General features: G+C 40.2%; 22 protein-coding genes. 14 read left to right on the top strand and 8 right to left on the bottom strand.

What is annotated here, in order from left to right:
* Positions 1-321: 321 nt before the first annotated feature.
* The 6 genes from ACM0OY_RS34695 to cofG all read left to right on the top strand — a co-directional run bounded on the left by ACM0OY_RS34695 (position 322) and on the right by cofG (position 5,855).
* Complete coding sequence (locus ACM0OY_RS34695) at positions 322-576, top strand: SemiSWEET transporter (RefSeq protein ID WP_096535777.1); 255 nt, start codon at positions 322-324, stop codon at positions 574-576.
* A gap of 93 nt (positions 577-669) precedes the next feature.
* The gene (locus ACM0OY_RS34690) at positions 670-2,283 is read left to right on the top strand and encodes a B12-binding domain-containing radical SAM protein (RefSeq protein ID WP_414573303.1); all 1,614 of its coding nucleotides are present in this window, start codon (positions 670-672) and stop codon (positions 2,281-2,283) included.
* Between the two features lie 184 nt (positions 2,284-2,467).
* Entirely contained in the window at positions 2,468-2,656 is a 189-nt protein-coding gene (locus ACM0OY_RS34685) for a CPXCG motif-containing cysteine-rich protein (RefSeq protein WP_096535781.1), read from the top strand.
* Between the two features lie 19 nt (positions 2,657-2,675).
* Complete coding sequence (locus ACM0OY_RS34680) at positions 2,676-3,128, top strand: SRPBCC family protein (RefSeq protein ID WP_414573302.1); 453 nt, start codon at positions 2,676-2,678, stop codon at positions 3,126-3,128.
* 865 nt (positions 3,129-3,993) lie between these two features.
* Positions 3,994-4,758, top strand: a complete 765-nt coding sequence (gene crtW, locus ACM0OY_RS34675; protein ID WP_414573301.1) for a beta-carotene ketolase CrtW — start codon at positions 3,994-3,996, stop codon at positions 4,756-4,758.
* Positions 4,759-4,874: 116 nt separating this feature from the next.
* Positions 4,875-5,855, top strand: coding sequence for a 7,8-didemethyl-8-hydroxy-5-deazariboflavin synthase subunit CofG (gene cofG, locus ACM0OY_RS34670; RefSeq protein WP_414573300.1), 981 nt, complete (start codon positions 4,875-4,877; stop codon positions 5,853-5,855).
* A 10-nt stretch (positions 5,856-5,865) separates the two neighbouring features.
* Here cofG and ACM0OY_RS34665 read toward each other — a convergent pair whose 3' ends face one another.
* The 4 genes from ACM0OY_RS34665 to ACM0OY_RS34650 all read right to left on the bottom strand — a co-directional run bounded on the left by ACM0OY_RS34665 (position 5,866) and on the right by ACM0OY_RS34650 (position 8,308).
* A complete protein-coding gene (locus tag ACM0OY_RS34665) occupies positions 5,866-6,162 on the bottom strand; it encodes a DUF2288 domain-containing protein (RefSeq protein WP_414573299.1) in 297 nt (98 codons plus the stop codon).
* A 102-nt stretch (positions 6,163-6,264) separates the two neighbouring features.
* Positions 6,265-7,302, bottom strand: a complete 1,038-nt coding sequence (locus ACM0OY_RS34660; protein ID WP_414573298.1) for an AI-2E family transporter — start codon at positions 7,300-7,302, stop codon at positions 6,265-6,267.
* A 147-nt stretch (positions 7,303-7,449) separates the two neighbouring features.
* Positions 7,450-8,088, bottom strand: a complete 639-nt coding sequence (locus ACM0OY_RS34655) for a lysophospholipid acyltransferase family protein (protein ID WP_414573297.1) — start codon at positions 8,086-8,088, stop codon at positions 7,450-7,452.
* Positions 8,060-8,308: a hypothetical protein gene (locus ACM0OY_RS34650; protein WP_414573296.1), complete on the bottom strand. Its 249-nt coding sequence runs from the start codon at positions 8,306-8,308 to the stop codon at positions 8,060-8,062. The genes ACM0OY_RS34655 and ACM0OY_RS34650 overlap by 29 nt, the downstream gene beginning before the upstream one ends.
* 91 nt (positions 8,309-8,399) lie before the next feature.
* Here ACM0OY_RS34650 and upp point away from each other — a divergent pair, with 91 nt between their 5' ends.
* From upp to ACM0OY_RS34635, 3 genes are all read left to right on the top strand, one after another.
* Positions 8,400-9,050: a uracil phosphoribosyltransferase gene (gene upp / locus ACM0OY_RS34645; RefSeq protein WP_414573295.1), complete on the top strand. Its 651-nt coding sequence runs from the start codon at positions 8,400-8,402 to the stop codon at positions 9,048-9,050.
* A gap of 74 nt (positions 9,051-9,124) precedes the next feature.
* Complete coding sequence (locus ACM0OY_RS34640) at positions 9,125-9,478, top strand: DUF6779 domain-containing protein (RefSeq protein ID WP_414573294.1); 354 nt, start codon at positions 9,125-9,127, stop codon at positions 9,476-9,478.
* A 120-nt stretch (positions 9,479-9,598) separates the two neighbouring features.
* Positions 9,599-9,862 (top strand): YggT family protein, encoded by a 264-nt coding sequence (locus ACM0OY_RS34635; protein ID WP_414573293.1) that lies wholly within the window; start codon positions 9,599-9,601, stop codon positions 9,860-9,862.
* 85 nt (positions 9,863-9,947) lie between these two features.
* Here ACM0OY_RS34635 and ACM0OY_RS34630 read toward each other — a convergent pair whose 3' ends face one another.
* Positions 9,948-10,379, bottom strand: coding sequence for a biotin carboxylase (locus ACM0OY_RS34630; protein WP_414573292.1), 432 nt, complete (start codon positions 10,377-10,379; stop codon positions 9,948-9,950).
* Positions 10,380-10,518: 139 nt separating this feature from the next.
* On the opposite strand from ACM0OY_RS34630, the gene ACM0OY_RS34625 reads away from it, so the two are divergent.
* Entirely contained in the window at positions 10,519-11,151 is a 633-nt protein-coding gene (locus ACM0OY_RS34625) for a hypothetical protein (protein ID WP_414573291.1), read from the top strand.
* A 65-nt stretch (positions 11,152-11,216) separates the two neighbouring features.
* Here the strand turns inward: ACM0OY_RS34625 and ACM0OY_RS34620 are convergent, their stop codons facing one another.
* Positions 11,217-12,407, bottom strand: a complete 1,191-nt coding sequence (locus ACM0OY_RS34620; protein WP_414573290.1) for an alpha/beta hydrolase — start codon at positions 12,405-12,407, stop codon at positions 11,217-11,219.
* A gap of 149 nt (positions 12,408-12,556) precedes the next feature.
* Positions 12,557-13,444, bottom strand: a complete 888-nt coding sequence (locus tag ACM0OY_RS34615) for a shikimate dehydrogenase (protein ID WP_414573289.1) — start codon at positions 13,442-13,444, stop codon at positions 12,557-12,559.
* A gap of 114 nt (positions 13,445-13,558) precedes the next feature.
* On the opposite strand from ACM0OY_RS34615, the gene ACM0OY_RS34610 reads away from it, so the two are divergent.
* Positions 13,559-14,494 (top strand): alpha/beta fold hydrolase, encoded by a 936-nt coding sequence (locus ACM0OY_RS34610; RefSeq protein ID WP_414573288.1) that lies wholly within the window; start codon positions 13,559-13,561, stop codon positions 14,492-14,494.
* Positions 14,495-14,575: 81 nt separating this feature from the next.
* On the opposite strand, the gene ACM0OY_RS34605 is transcribed toward ACM0OY_RS34610, so the two are convergent.
* Positions 14,576-15,289 carry a hypothetical protein gene (locus ACM0OY_RS34605; RefSeq protein WP_414573287.1) on the bottom strand — a complete coding sequence of 238 codons (714 nt, stop codon included), beginning with the start codon at positions 15,287-15,289 and terminating at the stop codon, positions 14,576-14,578.
* Positions 15,290-16,722: 1,433 nt separating this feature from the next.
* On the opposite strand from ACM0OY_RS34605, the gene ACM0OY_RS34600 reads away from it, so the two are divergent.
* From ACM0OY_RS34600 to ACM0OY_RS34590, 3 genes are all read left to right on the top strand, one after another.
* Positions 16,723-17,118 carry a hypothetical protein gene (locus ACM0OY_RS34600; RefSeq protein ID WP_414573286.1) on the top strand — a complete coding sequence of 132 codons (396 nt, stop codon included), beginning with the start codon at positions 16,723-16,725 and terminating at the stop codon, positions 17,116-17,118.
* A 267-nt stretch (positions 17,119-17,385) separates the two neighbouring features.
* The gene (locus ACM0OY_RS34595) at positions 17,386-18,141 is read left to right on the top strand and encodes an ATP-binding cassette domain-containing protein (protein ID WP_414573285.1); all 756 of its coding nucleotides are present in this window, start codon (positions 17,386-17,388) and stop codon (positions 18,139-18,141) included.
* A 119-nt stretch (positions 18,142-18,260) separates the two neighbouring features.
* A complete protein-coding gene (locus ACM0OY_RS34590) occupies positions 18,261-18,890 on the top strand; it encodes an ABC transporter permease (protein WP_414573284.1) in 630 nt (209 codons plus the stop codon).
* Positions 18,891-19,129 lie beyond the last annotated feature (239 nt).

Raw genomic sequence — 19,129 nt, 5'->3', positions numbered from 1 at the left:
CTTGCTTCTCTGTACTCATTTGTTGGTGATATCTGCTGTATCCATAGTGGTTCGCACTTTTGGCAAAACTTTTTGGTTTACTGATGAATGGTTAAACACGAATCAAAAAAAATCTTAGTTGATTAATGTTTGTTGCAAAGTTAATTGAGTCGATCACATATTATTTGATGATTGGGGAAAATTTAAACTATTTTCCCCTTTTTGTTTTATCTAATTTTTAGTTCGCGATAGAATTTAAAGCTAACACATCAATACAGTATGATAAAAATCGGTTGTTAATTTTTTCAACAACTCAAGACTTAATTTTATAGGTTTGCATAAATGGACTTTTTAACAGTTCTAGGATTAGCGGCGGCTACATTAACTACGATCGCCTTTTTACCACAGATGTTTAAAACTTGGCAAACCAAATCAGCAAAGGATGTTTCTTTTGTGATGTTGGTTACATTTAACAGCGGTGTTTTTTTGTGGTTAATATATGGAATTTATCTCCAAGCGTTACCAATTATTCTCGCCAACAGCGTCACATTGTTTTTTAATTTGATAATTCTATGGCTTAAAATTAAATATAGGTAAAGTAAATTATCATCCGCCTGCTAGAGTTGGCTTTGCCCGTGTAGGCGCGATTTTTAAGAGACTAGATTTATTCAAGCAGTTATAAAAAAGCCCGTGACATCATCTGTATTCGACTTAGAACGCCTTTTATTTACACCCACTACTCCAGACACTAACGCTATACCCCTAATCTTCGCCTTTCCTAACGAATACAGCGTTGGTATCACTAGCCTTGGCTATCAGGTAGTTTGGGCGACTTTGGCAATGCGTGATGATGTGCAAGTAAGTCGCCTATTTACTGATACTCAGGAACAACTCCCCAGAAACCCGGAAATTGTCGGATTTTCTATTTCCTGGGAATTAGATTATGTGAATATTCTCAATTTGCTGGAATCTTTAGAAATTCCTACTTGGGCAACTTCTCGTGATGATTCTCATCCAATAATATTTGGCGGCGGTCCAGTTCTCACTGCTAACCCAGAACCGTTTGCAGATTTTTTTGATGTCATTCTATTGGGGGATGGCGAAAATTTACTGGGTAATTTGATTGAAGCTTACAAAGAAGTTAGAAATGCTTCTAGACAAACTCAACTTCAAAGATTGGCACAAGTCCCAGGTATTTATGTTCCCAGTTTATATCAGGTTGAATATCACACAAAAGATGGTGCAATAAAGTCTATTCAACCAATTTCCGCAGAAATTCCCGCAGTGGTGCAAAAACAAACTTACCGAGGAAATACTCTCTCAGCCTCGACTGTAGTTACCCAAAAAGCTGCTTGGGAAAATATTTATATGGTGGAAGTGGTGAGAAGCTGTCCAGAAATGTGCCGTTTTTGTTTGGCAAGTTATCTCACATTACCTTTTAGAACTGCAAGTTTGGAAGGTTCATTAATTCCAGCAATTGAAAGAGGTTTACAAGTTACAAATCGCCTGGGATTATTGGGGGCTTCAGTTACTCAACATCCAGAGTTTGAAGCTTTACTAGATTATATTAGTCAGCCAAAGTATGATGAGGTGCGTCTGAGTATTGCTTCAGTACGTACCAATACAGTAACAGTCCAGTTAGCAAAAACTTTGGCGCAACGAGACACGCGATCGCTTACCATTGCTGTAGAAAGTGGTTCCGAAAAAATTCGGCAAATAGTCAACAAAAAGCTACATAACGATGAAATTATCCAAGCAGCCATCAATGCCAAAACTGGTGGACTCACAGGTTTAAAACTCTACGGAATGGCAGGAATTCCTGGCGAAGAAGCAGAAGATTTAGAACAAACTGTGGCTATGATGCATAGTATCAAAAAAGCCGCACCGGGATTGCGGTTAACATTTGGATGTAGCACATTTGTACCCAAAGCACATACACCATTTCAATGGTTGGGAGTCAATCGCCAAGCAGAAAAACGCTTGCAGTTTTTACAAAAACAGCTAAAACCAAAGGGGATAGAATTTCGCCCAGAAAGTTATAATTGGTCGATTATACAGGCTTTGTTATCAAGGGGCGATCGCAGACTCTCCCAACTTCTACAACTAACTCGTGACTTTGGCGATTCCTTGGGTAGCTACAAACGTGCTTTCAAACAACTCAAAGGACAAATCCCCGACTTAGATTTTTACGTCCACGCTGATTGGTCAACAGAGCAAATATTACCCTGGAGCCACTTGCAAGGGCCTCTGCCACAGTCTACACTACTAAAGCATTTGGCTGATGCTAAAAGTTATTTCAACTGATCTCAAAAGGGAGTGGGCAATGGGACAGATGAGAAAGATGGGGAGACGCAGGGACGCGGGGATAACCAATGCCCAATGCCCCATGACGCCACTTGCTCCACTTGGGGAAACCCCAAGACCGCAGTGGCTCCCCCATACCCAATACCCCATATCCCATGCCCAAAAATTCGTACCTTAAAACTTGATGCAAACCACAGCTGAGTATTACTGCGCTTATTGCGGCGAACCAAACTTAACTTTTATTGATTTGAGTGCTGGGGGACAACAATCGTATGTAGAAGATTGTCAAGTTTGCTGTAACCCAAATATTTTGTATGTCCGGGTTGACGAAGACACCTTAGATATCGAGATTGATACCGAATCTGAAAGTTGAATTTTAGGTTTTTCTTTCGATGCTGCACTTTAAACATTCCTCAGTCATCAATGCGCCACCAGAAGTAGTTTGGAAATTTCACGAAAGGCCAGACATTTTACAACTGCTAACTCCACCTTGGCAGCCAGTACAAGTAGTCCGCCGTGATGGAGGACTTGATGTGGGTGCTATCACAGAATTTCGCCTGTTTCTCGGCCCATTACCCTTAACTTGGCTAGCACGTCATACTGAACACGAAAAATATCGCCTGTTCACCGACGAACAGATATCTGGTCCTTTTGAGTCTTGGGTACATCGACATGAATTTGAACCAGAAGATACTGGTAAAACCAGGCTGACTGATGCTATTTCCTTTTCAATGCCTGGTGGGGGAACAGTTGAATTTGTCAGTGGTTGGTTAGTGCAAGCACAACTAGAAGCGATGTTTCGCTATCGCCACTACATAACCAAACGAGAATGTGAGTCACAGTAGCACAATAGACTTCTTGCAGAAGTAGGGAAAAGGGTCAGGGGTAAGAAAAACCCTTTCTCTGTGTTGCAAAACTATTTTTGCAACAGACTCCATGAGTTTCACTCACAAGGAACCATGAAAATTTCTTTTTCCTACTCCCCAACCACGTAAATAAGCTCAAAAATCAAAGCGATCGCTATATAAAATTATTTTACGATTAATAAAAACTAATTATTTAACTTTTGTTAGATAAATATTTCCTGAATTTGCTTAGAATCTCATCCTTTAGGCTTGCTTATATTTTGAAACTAGAGACAGATAGCAGTAAATACATGGGTAAGTATTATAAAGAATGTAATTATTTGCTTAAGAAAAATTAACAATGACACTTTACCCTACTTACAAAACTAAAACTGCATACAATGGCAAGACCACAACCCAGGTGAGCTTAGGTTAACTCCTGAGTCTGAACTTTGGAATAGTCACTTGGCTACCATCGGTTTTCTAGCTTACCTATTTTAGGATCTTAACGGCTACAGCGTAGTCAGAGGTGTACCGCGTCAATTTCCTATACTCCTTCTTAACTATTGACTGTTTTTGTTGCAGCCTGAGACTAGTCAAAAAGTATCAAATGAAGAATATTAATGATTAAAAATACGTAAAATTACTTCTTTTACGTAGCCTTCCAAGCAAAAACAGTTTTTGGTATGGAGTTATCTGTGTAATAATATTTCATGTATCTTAATATTTCTCAATATTTTTAGAGTGTTAGGACTGTCCAGTGCAAAACACTGACCACTAATAGAAATTTCTAGCGGGTGGTTAGTGCTTTTTGTCATGACTAGACTTTCGGAATTTTTACTTGAATGCTAGGCGGAGTAAAAGCGTGATCCAATTAGAAGAACCACTCAATTATCAAACAAAACTAACCCCATCCCTAAAAAAAGAATCTACATTTAGGGGGCTTTTCATTGCTATTTTCCTTATTAGTGTATGGGCTATAAGTTTAGTTTTATTACTTTTAGTTGATATCTCCCAATTAAAATTTTGGATGTTATGCATTTTGATACCTTGGCAAACATTTTTATATACGGGGTTATTTATTACATCTCATGATGCCATGCATGGCGTAATATTTCCCCAAAACTCTAAGATTAATCATTTGATTGGCAGGTTTAGCCTATTTTTATATGGACTTTTACCATATAAAAAATTATTGACAAAACATTGGTTACATCACCGTAATCCAGCGAGTAACATAGACCCAGATTTCCACGATGGAAAACACAAAAATTTCTTTGCTTGGTATTTTCATTTTATGATAAATTACTGGAGCTGGGGACAAATATTTGCTATAACTTTGAGCTATCAATTTCTCAATCATATACTCCAGATTCCGCATGAAAATTTAATTTTGTTTTGGGTATTCCCCTCACTTTTAAGCTCACTACAATTATTTTATTTTGGTACTTTTATCCCCCACAGCGAGCCAATAAGGGGTTATGTTCAACCGCATTGTGCCCAAACTATTGATTATCCGGTTTGGTTGTCATTTATTACCTGTTATCATTTTGGCTACCACAAAGAACATCATGAACATCCCCATCTTCCTTGGTGGCGACTCCCAGAGATTTACAAAAAAAATAAATAATCAAGGGATAGAGAATACAGGCTGTACTTTTGCTTATTATTATCTAGTGGTGCGTTAGGCTAAAGCCGAAATGCACCCTATAATAATTTGATTTTCAGTTGATAAAATTACCTTTAATGGCAATTAATAATTCTCGTCTTGTTACCTACAGTCCTGCTTATACAATTGTTCCTACTTACGAGTGTTTTAATCGCTGTAGCTACTGCAACTTTCGCACTGAACCAGGTAAAAGTCCTTGGATGAATATTTCGGATGCAGCAAGTATTTTAAAACCACTTCAAAGTGAAAAAGTTTGCGAAATTCTGATTTTGAGTGGTGAAGTGCATCCGCATTCGTCAAAGCGTCAGGCGTGGTTTGGACGGATTTATGATTTATGCGAGTTAGCACTTTCAATGGGGTTTCTACCGCATAGCAATGCAGGACCATTGAGTTTTGCAGAGATGCAAATGCTCAAGGGTGTAAATGTTTCGATGGGGTTGATGTTAGAGCAATTAACCCCAACATTGTTAAATAGTGTACATCGACACGCACCGAGTAAATTACCAGAAGTAAGACTGCAACAATTAAAATGGGCAGGAGAGTTACAGATTCCTTTTACAACAGGATTACTTTTAGGAATTGGGGAAAGTACTAATGATTGGTGGGAAACATTAGCAGCCATAGCTCAATTTCATCAGCGTTACCATCACATCCAAGAAGTAATTTTACAACCTCATAGTCCAGGATTTCAGCAGAGTTTTAATGCACCTCCCTTTAACCCCCATCAATTACCAGAAGTAATTGCTAAAGCACGTGAAATTTTACCAGCTGATATTACGATTCAAATTCCGCCGAATTTAGTTAAGGATGACCAATGGTTACTTGCTTGTATCGAAGCTGGTGCACGAGATTTAGGCGGAATTAGCCCAAAAGATGAAGTTAATCCTGATTATCCTCATCTTCAAGAGCAGCTATTGAGAGAAATTTTACACCCTGGGGGGTGGGAGTTGATTGAGCGTTTACCAGTTTATCCGCAATTTGATGGATGGTTGTCGGAGAAGTTGCAAACGTCAGTCAGATGGTGGCGAAATACTTTTAAATCTCATTTTGAGGTCTGAAAAATCTTTGTTAGGCTGCGATGATTTCTTGGACTAAAACGTAAGGCTGAATGATGAGAGTATTAAATCGCTTCGTGACATCAGTATTCCATTCTCCCACCTGTGCTGTGCTAGGTTTGGCGATCAATTGTTCATCAATCCATTGTTGGACTGATGGAGTATTATCATTTGCGATCGCTACCCCAACATCCACTAAGTTTAACTCAAGTGCTACCAAAATTACTGCATCTCGCTGCACATGAGGAATTAGCCACTGCCACTCTGCTTGATCCACGTTTTCTGTTAATTCTGCTCTTAAATCCGACATAATTCCACAATTTTTATTCTCCCACAGACTATTTTACATTACTTATTACTTCCTCACTCTCAACTCTTGTACAGACGCGATTCATCGCGTCTCTACTCCTAACTAAACTTCAGATTTCATTTCTTCTATCTCAAACAAAGACACAATTACTCCAGCAATGGGAATAGAGATAAAAACACCCAATAATCCTGCTACTCTAGCACCTACTAACAAGGCAAAAAATATTACTACAGGATTCAGATTTAACGCACCTTGCATAATTCTCGGTGCAATCAAGTTGTCTTGTATCTGCTGAAGAACAATACAAGTTATCAATACTTTCAGTGCTAACCAAAAGCCTTGAGATAATACTACTAAAGTTATGATGCTGATTCCTAATGTTGCGCCTATGCCAGGAATGATATCAACAATACCGATGATTACTGATAATAATAACGCAAAAGGTACTTGTAATATTAAGAAAACTAAGAATGTTGAACTTGTCAGAAATAAGCTTAATAAAAACTGACCTCTAAAAAATCCGAGAAAGGCACGTCTGATGACCTTGGTAAATCTGTCACGGCGTTGTTTTGGTACTATTTTTAATATAAAGTTCCATAGCTTTTCCCCGTCTAACAACATGAAAAAAGCTACAACTGCAATCAAAATAAAAGTCACAAAATTCGTCAAAAAACCTTGCAATATAGCTAAACTAGTAACAATACTTGATATAGCTTGGTTCCGTAATTGTTCTTGAACAAAGCTTAAATCTATATTAAGATTGCGGCTGCGTAAAAAGTCTTCTAAGTTGTCTAATAGGGGTAATAAAGAATTTAAAAATCCAGTTATACTATCAATTAATTGTTGTCCTTGGGATAAAATTGTTAAACCCACAGTAATTATCAAACCGCCGATAATTACAATACTGAGCAAAAAAATCACACCGACTGCTGCATTGTGTGGCAAAAAACGCCGCAGCCATTCTACAGGATAGCTGAGCAAAAAAGCCAAAATAGCGGCGAATGTGAAAATAACTATGACTGCTTCAAAGTAAGCTAAAAGTTGTACAATCGCCCATCCAGAAGCAACCAAGAGTAAAAAGCGGACTAATGCCAGATTATTTAATCGTTGCCACAAATTTTTGGCTTCAAAGCCGCTCATATTAATTTTGGATTTTAGATTATAAAGTCTTTAGAAAAAACTGTTACTGAAATTTCAAACAAGACTACTGATACCATTGAATTTAAGATTAGAGAAATATAGTAGCGATCGCCACCCCCCTAAAGTATATATTTGGACTTCTCTAACTCATCTTCCTAAATCATGCATTTGATTAATTACAGCAGTACACTTTTGTGCCAAAGCCTCTAATTCTTCTTTATTACTGGAAGTGGGAGCATCAATTAAGTGACCAATTCTCACCGTCACGGGAACTGCCCGGGGTATTTTCGAGCCTTTTTCTAAAATTCCCTCAGTACCCCAAACACTTACTGGCAATATTGGGGCTTTGGCTTTCGCCGCTAACAGTAATGCGCCTCTTTTGGGGTCTGTAATTCGACCATCCGGTGTGCGGGTACCTTGCAAGAAAACACCAACAGCCCAACCGTTATTCAGGTATTCTAAGGCTGCACGGATAGCATTGCGATCAGCATTTCCCCGACTCACTGGGTAGGCGCCGTATAGTTTAATTGCTTGCGCCAAAACTGGGATTTTAAATAATTCTTCCTTAGCCATGTACGCTACTGGACGGCGTACACAATTAGAGACAATTGGCGGGTCAAAGTAACTGGCATGATTACTTACCACCACTAATGGTCCAGATTCAGGGACATTTTCCGCACCATAAATCTTACCCCGAAAGTAGGCGTGAAGCATGGGGCTGACGACTGACCATTTAAAGGCGTGGTAAAGTGCCAGACTAATAAACGGTTCGCGGTTTTTGTCCACAGAAGATAATGCTAATTAGACTGACATTTAGCATAAGCGATCGCAACACCCAAGGCAAACGAATCAGAGGGGGAGTAGGCAGTCTGGCAGGTGTAGGTTTATCGTAAATAAAAGGGTTTAAGACCCCTACCTCTACAGGTAGCCCTAGTTTCAGTCGGGCGAAGAGTCCCCTTGAAGAAATTGTCTTTAATGCGTGAATTTTGAATTTTGAATTTAACATCTGTCCTTGTCTTGTTCTGGTCAGTCGGATGCAGGAAAGAGTATTATGGTTTTTCAGTTCTTGTACAATAGAAAGGCACTGACATCTGGCTATGACGCTACAATTGCGGGTTTATGTACCACCTCATCCCCTGATACAACATTGGCTGGCAGTCGCCCGTGATGCAGGTACGCCTTCGGTGTTATTCCGTAGTGCCATGACTGAGTTGGGAAGATGGCTGACTTATGAAGCTGCACGCGACTGGTTACCTACCCAAGAAACAGCAGTGCAGAGTCCTTTAGAGACTTGTCCTGCAACTGTGATCGATACACAGATACCAGTGGCAGTAGTACCAATTCTCCGCGCTGGGCTGGGATTACTGGAGGGAGCGCAGACTTTACTTCCCTTGGCATCAATTTATCATCTGGGATTAGCACGAGACGAAGAAACACTAGAACCTCATTGTTACCTGAACAAGTTACCAGAAAAATTTGACCCCCAAACACGAGTTTTAATTACCGATCCGATGTTGGCAACTGGAGGGTCAATTATGACGGCAATGGCAGAATTGACACAGCGGGGTGTCGATCCAACTCTCACGCGAATCGTTTGTGTGGTGGCGGCTCCACCAGCTTTGCAAAAACTGAGCGCTAGTTATCCAGGTTTAATAATTTACACCGCTACTATTGATGAAAAGCTTAACAGCAAGGGGTATATTGTACCGGGATTGGGAGATGCAGGCGATCGCATCTTTGGGACTTAAGTTAGTATGCAGCTAGGATAGATTCATGGCATAACTACTGTAAGAGTTGCAAGGTTGTTCAAGGCGGTAAACATATGAGTCAGCGAGATGGTTTTGCCAGTGGTTTTTTAGCAGGGGCATTTGTCGGTAGCGTATTTGGTGGTGTCGTAGGGGCGCTGATTGCTTCTCGACGCGATTCTCAATTGCTAGCAGAGGAAGAGACAGAACAGACAGATAGCCAAGCCGAAGCTAAGAGAATTGCAGCAAAACGGCGTCAGATGAAAGCCTCAGAAACTGAAAGTGTCAGCATAGAAACAGCTCGGCGATCGCTAGAAGATAAAATTGCCCAGCTAAATGCCACAATTGATGAAGTGCGAAAGCAGCTGGGGAATGTGAACGGCGGTTCACCACAAACAATTGGCGATCGCTCCTTGACTAAAGATTCTTAAAATTTGTTCCAGCATGGTGAAAGTGTGGTATGTGCTAAATCCACAGACACGATGGTATGGACTAAATTAAAATCAATAGATAAGACCTCGTTTGAAACTTAGTAGGAAACCACATTATCTATGGAATTACTGATTACCACTCTTGCTACTTTTACGCAGATTTATACTTTTTTGTTGCTAATTCGGGTTCTTTTAACCTGGTTCCCAACGATTAACTGGTATGACCAACCATTTGCCGCTTTGAGTCAGATAACTGACCCTTATCTGAATGTGTTTCGCTCATTCATTCCTCCGCTAGGCGGCATAGATTTTTCGCCAATGTTAGCTATTATACTGCTGCAATTTCTAGGCGGATTTATCGGTCGTCTGGCTTACGTTGTGTAATACATAATTTCCTGTTTGCTCGATGTTCAGCTAAAGAATTTGAGGTCTGGGCTGATTAGCCCAGACTGATGTAACTTAAAATTTATTACTTACGCACCGCAGCGCTAAATCCAGCTGCTTTGAACTGCTTCAGCTTCAATGGAGTAGGTTGATTTGCAGGCACAGAAATTCTCAATTCAAAATCGCTAACACCTGGTGGTACCTCAGCAATCGAACCAAGACGGGTGCGGTTTTGCATTACTGAGTCATTGTTGGCATCATAGATGCGTCCAAAAATATCTGCATCATAAACTGTTTTATTAGTACCATTTTCTGCCTTGCCAATAACAATAAAGCAATTAGCCGCAGCACTACCGCTACTAATAACAGCTCCTTGTGCCAGTTCTGGCGGACAATCCTGATAAGAAATATCAAATAGTCTAATCTGTGTCAGCGCTAGAGCCGGGGGAGTAAGCACCCACGATAGAAAAGTGATGAAACAAGAAATCAAAACGACCGTGAGCGAGCGCAACTGCATAAAATACCCCGTAATTTAATTCAATAATTATGTAACTTATAACCTCAGCTTACCTGAATTTCACTACAGGGAGATTGGAGACTTGAATTTAACCTTTGTAATAATTAAGTAAACAAACCCCCGATTGCTATTAACTTTTATGACACCAGATGAGATTGAAACAGCTATGCAAACAGCCTTTAATAGTTGTGATGCTATAGGTTGTCCTCTCACTGACGCGCAGAAACAGATATTATTGCAATTCGTTGAGCAAATTCAGGGAAATTCTAACTCTAGGGCGTCAGATATTCCTAATCCCTTAGATGAACTTACCCCAGAGGAGTTAGAAGCATTTTTAGAGTTTGTTAAGAGCGAGGAACAACGTAACCGGACTTGGAAAGTGCAATTACTCAATGATTGGCTGTTGGACAATGACTCTGGAACAGTACAATTTATTCGCCAACGCTACGGTTTACAGTGGCTCAACCGTGTTGAGTCATATCATTTTGATAAGTATTGTTATTTTGAAGATGCATTAAAGTTAAAAGTAGGCGATCGCATTGAAGTTTGCAATGCATTATGGGAATGGGTGCAAGAAGATGGCCCGTGTAAGCCTGAGTGGTTTCCATCCATTGTGATTCAGGTTGATGAAATTAGCGATGTCTACGACGGGCTACGCCTACGCAATAACTCCTCTATTAATTGCGTCGTCCGCTTCTTCAACGGCGCTGAGTATGAAATTCAAGGAATTTATGAATGGAATCGCTATAACTGGCGTTGGTCTCAGAAGTAGTGGGGAGGTGGGGAGACAAGGGGAATAATTCTTAAATCTTGTACAGACGCGATTCATCGCGTCTCTCAACCTCCCAACGCCCAAGCCAAAAACCTCTCAGTATGATACAACGCTAATTGATTGCTTACACCATTAAAAACAGCATCAAAAGCGTGTTCTGCCCAAGGAATTTCTAGAAAAACCGCAGTGTTGCCAGATTCATGTAAACGTTCATACATCTTTCTGCCAAATCGAGCTTCTACCAAATGGTCGCGACTGCCGTAAATTAATAAAGTTGGCGGTAAAGGATGCGTTAAATAGTTTATTGGTGAAGCAATTCGATACTGATTAGGCAATTCTTCTAAAGAACCACCGAGAAATGCTTTTAAAACAGCGCGAGTATTAATCGGATCGGGACTTGGCGGTGTTTTGTATCCTTCAGTTAAGTTAACAGGCCCGTAATAGCTGACCACAGCCCGGATGGGTGGTGCATCCGGTTGATAAGCCGCTAGCATTGCCAGGTGTGCCCCAGCAGAACGTCCTAAAAGTACAATACGTTCTGGATCGGCTTCATACTCGGCTGCATGTTTGCGAATAAAATTCAGGGCTGTACGCACGTCATCCAACTGAGATGGAAATTGATATTTAGGCGCGTGTCGGTAGTCGATCGCAAATACTGTATATCCCTGCTGAGCAATATATTGATTAAACTCAGCATTAGCGCTAGGATTTCCATGTTGCCAAGCTCCTGCATAAATTACTATCAATGCTGGATATTTTCCCACCTCAGGCGGTTGGTAAACTTCCATTTTTAAAGGCACTCCCCCAGGAGCAGCAAAAATAATATCTTTTTGATGGCGCGTTTTACCTGATGCAATACCTCGGAAGAAATTAACTAGGTTAAAGGGATGAGTTTGCATTTTGGCGCTTAGCTCAACTGGAATTTTTTCTAGATAATCTGCGCCCAACTCTTGTTTCATCGCTTGAGCCATCTGCATTTGAGTGAGTGGAATATTCACTAACACCCATCCACAAATTAGCAATCCGATTAAACTAACAATGCAAGCTAAAGGCTGTAGTTGACGGTGATGAATGCAGAAAAAAGAAAACAATAAACAGAGCAAATTTAATAAAAATAACCAAGGACTAACTTCTGGCGCTCCCACTGCTAAGGGAAGTAAAAACATATTTGGAGCGGGAAGTATAATCCAAGAACTGAGAAATAGAGTAGTAAAACTTACTAATAATGCAAGCAATGAAAAAAAGATTTTGGGCATGAGGTATTGGAGACTGGGGTTTGGTAATTAACCATTGGGCATGGAAAGAGGACGCGGGGACACGGGGAAGCAAGAGGATAGAGGGACAAAGGCAAAGACTTACTGAAAATTTTCTCCTTGTCCCCTTATCCCCCATTTCGCCATCTCCCTCATTTCTCCAAACTCAGATGCTTTATCAATGCTTGGCGCATGACTTCTACAGGCACAGTCTCCTGCTGTAACCAAATTTTTAATGCTGCTACCCCTTGTTGGACGAGCATTTCTAATCCATCGATCGCAATTGCACCTTGTTTTTCTGCAAGCTTTAGAAATTGCGTTGGTTTTGGAATATATATTAAGTCATAAGCGATCGCACCTGTTGGTAAATTTGCTATTTCCTCTACACTCAATGGCGACTCATCAACTTTGGGATACATCCCAATAGGGGTTGTATTTACTAGCAAATCTGCTTGAGGAATCAACTTTGCTAGTTCATCCCATGTACCGACTTGCAAATTCTCGTCTATAGGTGAATTACTCCAACTATCGCAAAATGCTTGTAATTTCTCCACATTGCGCCCCAACACATAAATTTTGGCGAAACCTAGTTGATGACAACCTGCGACAACTGCTCTAGCCGCGCCACCATTGCCTAAAATTACGGCTACCTTTTGACTCCAATCTTGCTTATACGTTGTCTGCAAAGGAGCGATAAATCCTTCGATATCTGTGTTTGTGCCTACCCATTTATTATTTTGGCGACTAACAGTATTTACTGCTCCAATAGTTTGAGCAACAGAAGTAATTTCTGAAAGCAGAGGCACGATCGCTTGTTTGTGAGGTATCGTCACACTAAAGCCCACAATATCAATAGCTGTGAAACCTGCGATCGCAATTTCTAAATTTTCTGGTGCTATGGGAAAAGGCAGATAAACATAATCTAATCCCAAATGAGCGATCGCAGCATTATGCATCACTGGTGAGAGCGAATGTTCCACCGGATGTCCAATTACCCCTAATAGCTTAGTTTTGCCTGTAATTAATCTTTCTTTAGTCATTAGTCATTAGTCATTAGTCATTAGTCATTAGTTATTGGTCATCCCCCAGTCCCCAGTCCCCAGTCCTTTGACTAGCCTACAATTATTAAAAGCTACTTAACATTTCTTTGAATTATGCAGGCAAGTACAGCCCCCTCTACAACTCCAATTCCTGGGAAATACTGGCAGTGGCGTGGGCACAACGTTTACTATGTGCGTGCGGGAGAGAAGCAAGGGCAGCGTCCGCCTTTGCTTTTGGTACATGGATTTGGTGCTTCTACAGACCACTGGCGCAAGAATATCACGGGATTGTGTCAAGATTTTGAAGTATTTGCCATTGACCTTTTAGGATTTGGGCGATCGGCAAAACCCAAATTGCAGTACAGTGGTGACTTATGGCGCGACCAACTTCATGATTTTATCAGTGAAGCGATCGGCCAAAAAGCAGTCTTGGCAGGTAATTCTCTTGGTGGCTATGCTAGCTTGTGTGTTGCAGCACAACGTCCTGATAGTGCAGCTGGTTTAGTGTTACTCAATAGCGCTGGCCCATTTAGCGAAAGTCAGCCAACACCTGAACCTGAAGCTTTACAAAGCCAAATTCAGCCTCCTAAACAACATTCTGCTTTAGAAAAACTCTTGGGTGACTCGGTTAAGTGGATTTTCCAACAGCCCTTAGCTCAATCTGTGTTATTTCAATACGTGCGACAACGTTGGGTAATTCGCCAAACCTTAGAAAAAGTTTATCTCGACAAGAGTGCAATTACAGACCAATTAGTAGAAGAAATTTATCGGCCAGCTTACGATCCTGGGGCATTGGATGTATTTGTTTCAGTTTTTAGCACGCCTCAAGGAGAAAAAGTTGATGCGCTACTCAAGGAATTAACTTGTCCTTTGTTGATGTTATGGGGAGAAGCAGATCCTTGGATGAATGCTAGAGAACGTTCTCAAAAGTTTCGTCAATATTATCCTCAATTGACAGAACATTTTCTAGCTGCCGGTCATTGTCCCCATGACGAAGTACCGGATAAAGTAAATCAATTGTTACGCGATTGGGTTTTCTCTATTTCGTAGTAATAAATATTTGTTTAGAGATGCCTAAATTGCGTTTCTAAACAAATATTTGAAAATCAAAATTATCTATTCGGTTTGAAATTATTTGAGTATATATGATTTAATCTCTTGTTCTAGGCGATCGCTAATAATTTCAGTTCCAATAGCCGGTCGATCTAAATTCACCCTCACAAAATTTGTGTTGTCTGTTCCAGTAAATTTTTTATCATTATTGGAATCTTTAATAATTTTGATAAAAATAGCGTTTTGGCTGGGAACAACAACCCAGTTAATAATTTGCGTATTGTTTGGGGTAATTTGCTGGAGATTCTTGCCCGACAAATCAGAAATATAACCAACAATCGCATCATCGGCGTTAACTTTTTTATCTGCGTTTGTATCTTGGTCAAGAATTTTATATAACCAAACTCTTGTAATTGGTTTATTTGCCGCTTTCACCTCCAGTAACTCAAAGGAGTTAATAACGGCTTTTTTATTCAATAAAAGATGAGCTTCACCATCTTGCTTATTATAAAAGATAATGTTATACAAGTTATTACTTCTTTCATAAGAACGTGAAAGACTTAAATTATTTTCCTTTTCTCGATCTTGGTCTGGAAAATTAACTGGGATCATTAGATAATCAGATTGTTCTTTAATAACTAAATTGCCATAGATAATATTTGATTCTGACTTGGCTTTGTCAGTGGCTTTTGCCTGTTCGTTATTTCTAGTAACTTCAGGTTCACAGGAAAAGGAAACAACGGCTATGATAATAGCTGTAGTAATTTTATTTAAAAAAGTATAGTTTTTCATCAATCTCTCACAGCAGGGTATGTTGCTGTTCCATTTTATTCGTTGTTGGAAAATTACCAAGAGTTTTATTTGGATTTAGGGACTTCCAAATAAAAAAATATTCAACTACTTCTTGTGGGGTGGGCGTCTCGCCATACGTGTCAACTTAAGCTCAAACGCGCAATTTTGCCTCGTTTTAGATCCCCCAACCCCCTTAAAAAGGGGGCACAAGATTCTAGTTCCTCCCTTGGAAAGGGGGCACAAGATTCTAGTTCCCCCCTTGGAAAAACTACGGTGTACACACAAGTCAGATCCAGTTTTATTTCAATACGCTTGGGATAAGCCAGAAAGCCCTCATGTAGAGACGCGATTTATCGCGTCTAAAAGACTGACACGTTCACAAGACGCGATAAATCGCCGTCTCTACAGAGAATTTACTCGTCAATTATTCGTTCACAGACTACTATTTCCGACTTGTGTGTACACCGTAGCTTTTTAAGGGGGGTTAGGGGGGATAAAACATCTAGGTGGTAGCTCGAAAAATTTTGAAATGCTTATTAGACTTGGCTTCTACAGACTTTTTTCTCTGCATTGTGTCAAAGATGGAGTGATAACGAACCGCAAAGGACGGTGAAGAAGGCAGAAGGCAGAAGGCAGAGGGCAGAAGGTTTGCAATGCAGTGTAGGCTTCAGACCTACACTGATTGCAGGACACCAAATCAGAGATTTTGGAGTGGGGCTTCAACCCTTACTCCCTTCGGTCGTGGCAGAGGGCAGAAATCAGAATTCCCTTCTGCCTTCTGCCTCCTGCCCTCTGCCTTTCTTGCTAAGGACACAAAGGAAGAAAAGAAAGAAATGATAGAAGTTAATCAGAGCAAGGGTTTCACGTTAAGTTGACACGTATGCCAAGATGCCCACTCCACAAGATTGGATAATTTATTTCCTGGAAATCCCTTAGGGAATATCACAGGCAATAGGCAACGAGCTGGCAGTTTTTGAAATCGGGGTTTTAAAATTATTCCTTACTGACTTTCCTCGTATCGCAAGTGACCTCCCTTGTATCGGAAGTGACCTCCCTCGTATCGGAGGTGACTTCCCTCGTATTGGAGGTGACCTTACTCGTATCTGAGGTAACCTGCCTCGTACCGCAAGTGACCTCCTTCCTATCAGGGGTGACCTGCCTTGTACCGCAAGTGACCTCCCTCCTATCAGAGGTGACCTTACTCATATCAGAGGTGACCTCCCTCGTATCGGAGGTGACTTCCCTCGTGTCTGAAGTGACCTCCCTCGTATTTATTACTTTTGCCTGTTGCCTTCTTACATGAATAATTAAATACCGAAATAATACTGGTATAACGTGAAAATTTTATGAGAAAGAATTGCGATTTCTGCTGAACCGAAATTTAGCTTAATTAAGGCAAGCTAGCTCTAGAACCATCTTAAGAGAGTAAGTTTATGCCTCGTAAAAAACGTACATCACGCATTTTAGAAAAAATTGAGTTAAGAGCTGCTGGGATGAAATCGATTGTTCCAAGTATCAAATTTGATGAAGATAATAGTTTGGAAAAACTGATTGAGTCAATCGAAAATTTACGTACTCAACTTGATATTCATAATGGTGCTTTGTCTCTAGTTGATTCTTCTCTAACTAAAGTTGAACAAATGGAAAAAGAGTTGAGTCTGCGTGCTGAGAAAATCCTAATGATTGTTGCTGTCAAGTATGGCAAAGATAGTGCAGAATACGAAATGTCAGGTGGGATTCGGCATAGCGATCGCATCAGCAAAATGAGAGCAACTCGCTTGAGAAAAGTTGCAGAAAAAGCATCAGAGCGAAATGGAAAAAGTGCATAAAAGACAATTAAGTTTTGGATTTTAGATTTTGCATTTAACAATCTAAAATGCCAAAAATGCTCGGACATTTTCCAAAAGCAAGCTATCTTGGACTGTAATTTGAGGGAATTGGTTTAGGTAGGCGATCGCGACTCAAAATTGATGTGCGGATTTTAGTAAAATATAGATACATAATATAGATTCGCCGTAGGGTAGCACAGCTATGCTACCCTATCAACGTATTTGTATCAATCTTTTGACAATCCAAAATCTAAAATTGATTTATCCATGCTCTCAGATAACAAAATTGCTGTCGAATTCCACGATGTCACCTTTAGCCGCAATCATCGCCCTTTGGTGTCAAATCTCAATTTCAACATCAGGCAAGGAGAAGCACTAGTATTACTTGGCCGCAGTGGTAGCGGCAAAACTACAACAATGAAGTTAATTAATCGCCTATTTACACCTACACAAGGCGAAGTATTATTTGATGGCATTCCCACAACTGAATGGGATGAAATTAAACTACGACGAAAAATTGGTTATGTAATTCAAGAAACTGGTTTATTTCCTCATTTTACTGTTGAGCGTAATGTAGGTTTAGTTCCTTCTTTAGAAGGTTGGCAACCGAAAAAAATTAAAACGCGGGTTTATGAATTACTGCAATTAGTAGGTTTAGAACCTGCACAATTTGCAGGGCGTTATCCGCATGAACTTTCGGGTGGACAACGGCAAAGAGTAGGTGTAGCTAGGGCTTTAGCGGCAGATCCACCAGTGTTGTTGATGGATGAACCTTTTGGCGCACTCGATCCGATTACGCGGCTAGAAATTCAACAAGAGTTTCGGCATTTGCAGCAAGAATTAGGCAAAACAGTTGTTTTTGTCACCCACGATATTCAAGAAGCTTTTATTTTGGCATCCAGAATTGGTTTAATGTATGGCGGAGAATTGGTAGTATTAGGAACAACAGATGAATTTATGAAGTCGCAACATCCAGAAAGCCTAGCTTTTCTAGCATGTTTGCCTTCTTTGAAAAACGCGTAAAAGGTACTGGGAATTGGGATTGGGGATTAGGGATTGGGTGCAAAATCTAAAAACTTTCTGAGCGAAAAAATTTCCCAATGATACCTTATTAATAGTATTCTGTATTCTGACTTATATTTATGAAAGATTTCTTTCTTGTAAAGTATGCCCCAGAAATTCTTCAGCATACTGTAGAACACTTTTTTTTAGTAAGCATTGCCATTGGAATTGCGATAGTTGCAGGCATCCCATTAGGGATTTTAATCACACGTAAAACATATCTTCGTCAACCAATTCTCGGTATAGCAAATATTCTCCAAACTATTCCTAGTTTGGCGTTATTTGGCTTACTCATTCCCATTGCGGGAATTGGTATATTACCTGCAATTGTGGCTTTAACTTTATATTCTTTTTTACCAATAATTCGCAACACCTACACAGGTATCACTGGCGTAGATCCAGCGATTCGAGAAGCTGCCAGAGGTATGGGAATGACAGATAGACAATTACTATTACAAGTTGAAATTCCTTTAGCAATGGGAGTGATTCTGGCGGGGATACGAATCGCAACTGTGATTGCTGTTGGTATTGCTACCATTGCAGCTGCAATTGGGGCTGGTGGCTTGGGAGTATTTATTTTTCGTGGGATATCACTAGTCAACGGTGAGTTAATTTTAGCTGGGGCTGTTCCAGCAGCGGTAATTGCATTAGTCGCTGATTTTGCAATTGGGTGGATGGAGAATAAATTAAGAATAGGGAGTGCAGAGTAAAGAAAATAAATTTTGGCTTTGTATATTTGCAGATGAATTAAGATTTTTAAGCAATATTAAGGTTTATTTTTTACCCTACTCACTTTTATAGGACTTACGCAAAAACTCTCTGAAACTCTTATTTCTTTGTGTTCTTTGTGACGGCAGTCGCTCATGGGGGAAACCCCCAAGACCGCGCTGCCTCTCCTTTGTGGTAGCCTGCGGCAAGCCGCTCCGCGTCTACGTTTTTTCATAATTTT

Source organism: Nostoc sp. CCY 9925 (genome assembly GCF_963920935.1).
In the GTDB taxonomy this organism is placed as follows: domain Bacteria; phylum Cyanobacteriota; class Cyanobacteriia; order Cyanobacteriales; family Nostocaceae; genus Nostoc.
This window is presented reverse-complemented; position numbering and strand designations above follow the sequence as displayed.

Bases quoted from the DNA above. Each gene is read 5' to 3' on its own strand.
- cofG (WP_414573300.1), top strand. From the start codon at position 4,875: ATGGCAATTAATAATTCTCGTCTTGTTACCTACAGTCCTGCTTATACA.
- ACM0OY_RS34625 (WP_414573291.1), top strand. From the start codon at position 10,519: ATGACACCAGATGAGATTGAAACAGCTATGCAAACAGCCTTTAATAGT.
- ACM0OY_RS34660 (WP_414573298.1), bottom strand. From the start codon at position 7,302: ATGAGCGGCTTTGAAGCCAAAAATTTGTGGCAACGATTAAATAATCTG.
- ACM0OY_RS34615 (WP_414573289.1), bottom strand. From the start codon at position 13,444: ATGACTAAAGAAAGATTAATTACAGGCAAAACTAAGCTATTAGGGGTA.
- ACM0OY_RS34640 (WP_414573294.1), top strand. From the start codon at position 9,125: ATGAGTCAGCGAGATGGTTTTGCCAGTGGTTTTTTAGCAGGGGCATTT.
- ACM0OY_RS34680 (WP_414573302.1), top strand. From the start codon at position 2,676: ATGCTGCACTTTAAACATTCCTCAGTCATCAATGCGCCACCAGAAGTA.
- upp (WP_414573295.1), top strand. From the start codon at position 8,400: ATGACGCTACAATTGCGGGTTTATGTACCACCTCATCCCCTGATACAA.
- ACM0OY_RS34590 (WP_414573284.1), top strand. From the start codon at position 18,261: ATGAAAGATTTCTTTCTTGTAAAGTATGCCCCAGAAATTCTTCAGCAT.
- ACM0OY_RS34650 (WP_414573296.1), bottom strand. From the start codon at position 8,308: ATGTTAAATTCAAAATTCAAAATTCACGCATTAAAGACAATTTCTTCA.
- ACM0OY_RS34635 (WP_414573293.1), top strand. From the start codon at position 9,599: ATGGAATTACTGATTACCACTCTTGCTACTTTTACGCAGATTTATACT.
- ACM0OY_RS34610 (WP_414573288.1), top strand. From the start codon at position 13,559: ATGCAGGCAAGTACAGCCCCCTCTACAACTCCAATTCCTGGGAAATAC.
- ACM0OY_RS34595 (WP_414573285.1), top strand. From the start codon at position 17,386: ATGCTCTCAGATAACAAAATTGCTGTCGAATTCCACGATGTCACCTTT.
- ACM0OY_RS34630 (WP_414573292.1), bottom strand. From the start codon at position 10,379: ATGCAGTTGCGCTCGCTCACGGTCGTTTTGATTTCTTGTTTCATCACT.
- ACM0OY_RS34600 (WP_414573286.1), top strand. From the start codon at position 16,723: ATGCCTCGTAAAAAACGTACATCACGCATTTTAGAAAAAATTGAGTTA.
- ACM0OY_RS34685 (WP_096535781.1), top strand. From the start codon at position 2,468: ATGCAAACCACAGCTGAGTATTACTGCGCTTATTGCGGCGAACCAAAC.
- ACM0OY_RS34605 (WP_414573287.1), bottom strand. From the start codon at position 15,289: ATGAAAAACTATACTTTTTTAAATAAAATTACTACAGCTATTATCATA.
- ACM0OY_RS34665 (WP_414573299.1), bottom strand. From the start codon at position 6,162: ATGTCGGATTTAAGAGCAGAATTAACAGAAAACGTGGATCAAGCAGAG.
- ACM0OY_RS34620 (WP_414573290.1), bottom strand. From the start codon at position 12,407: ATGCCCAAAATCTTTTTTTCATTGCTTGCATTATTAGTAAGTTTTACT.
- ACM0OY_RS34695 (WP_096535777.1), top strand. From the start codon at position 322: ATGGACTTTTTAACAGTTCTAGGATTAGCGGCGGCTACATTAACTACG.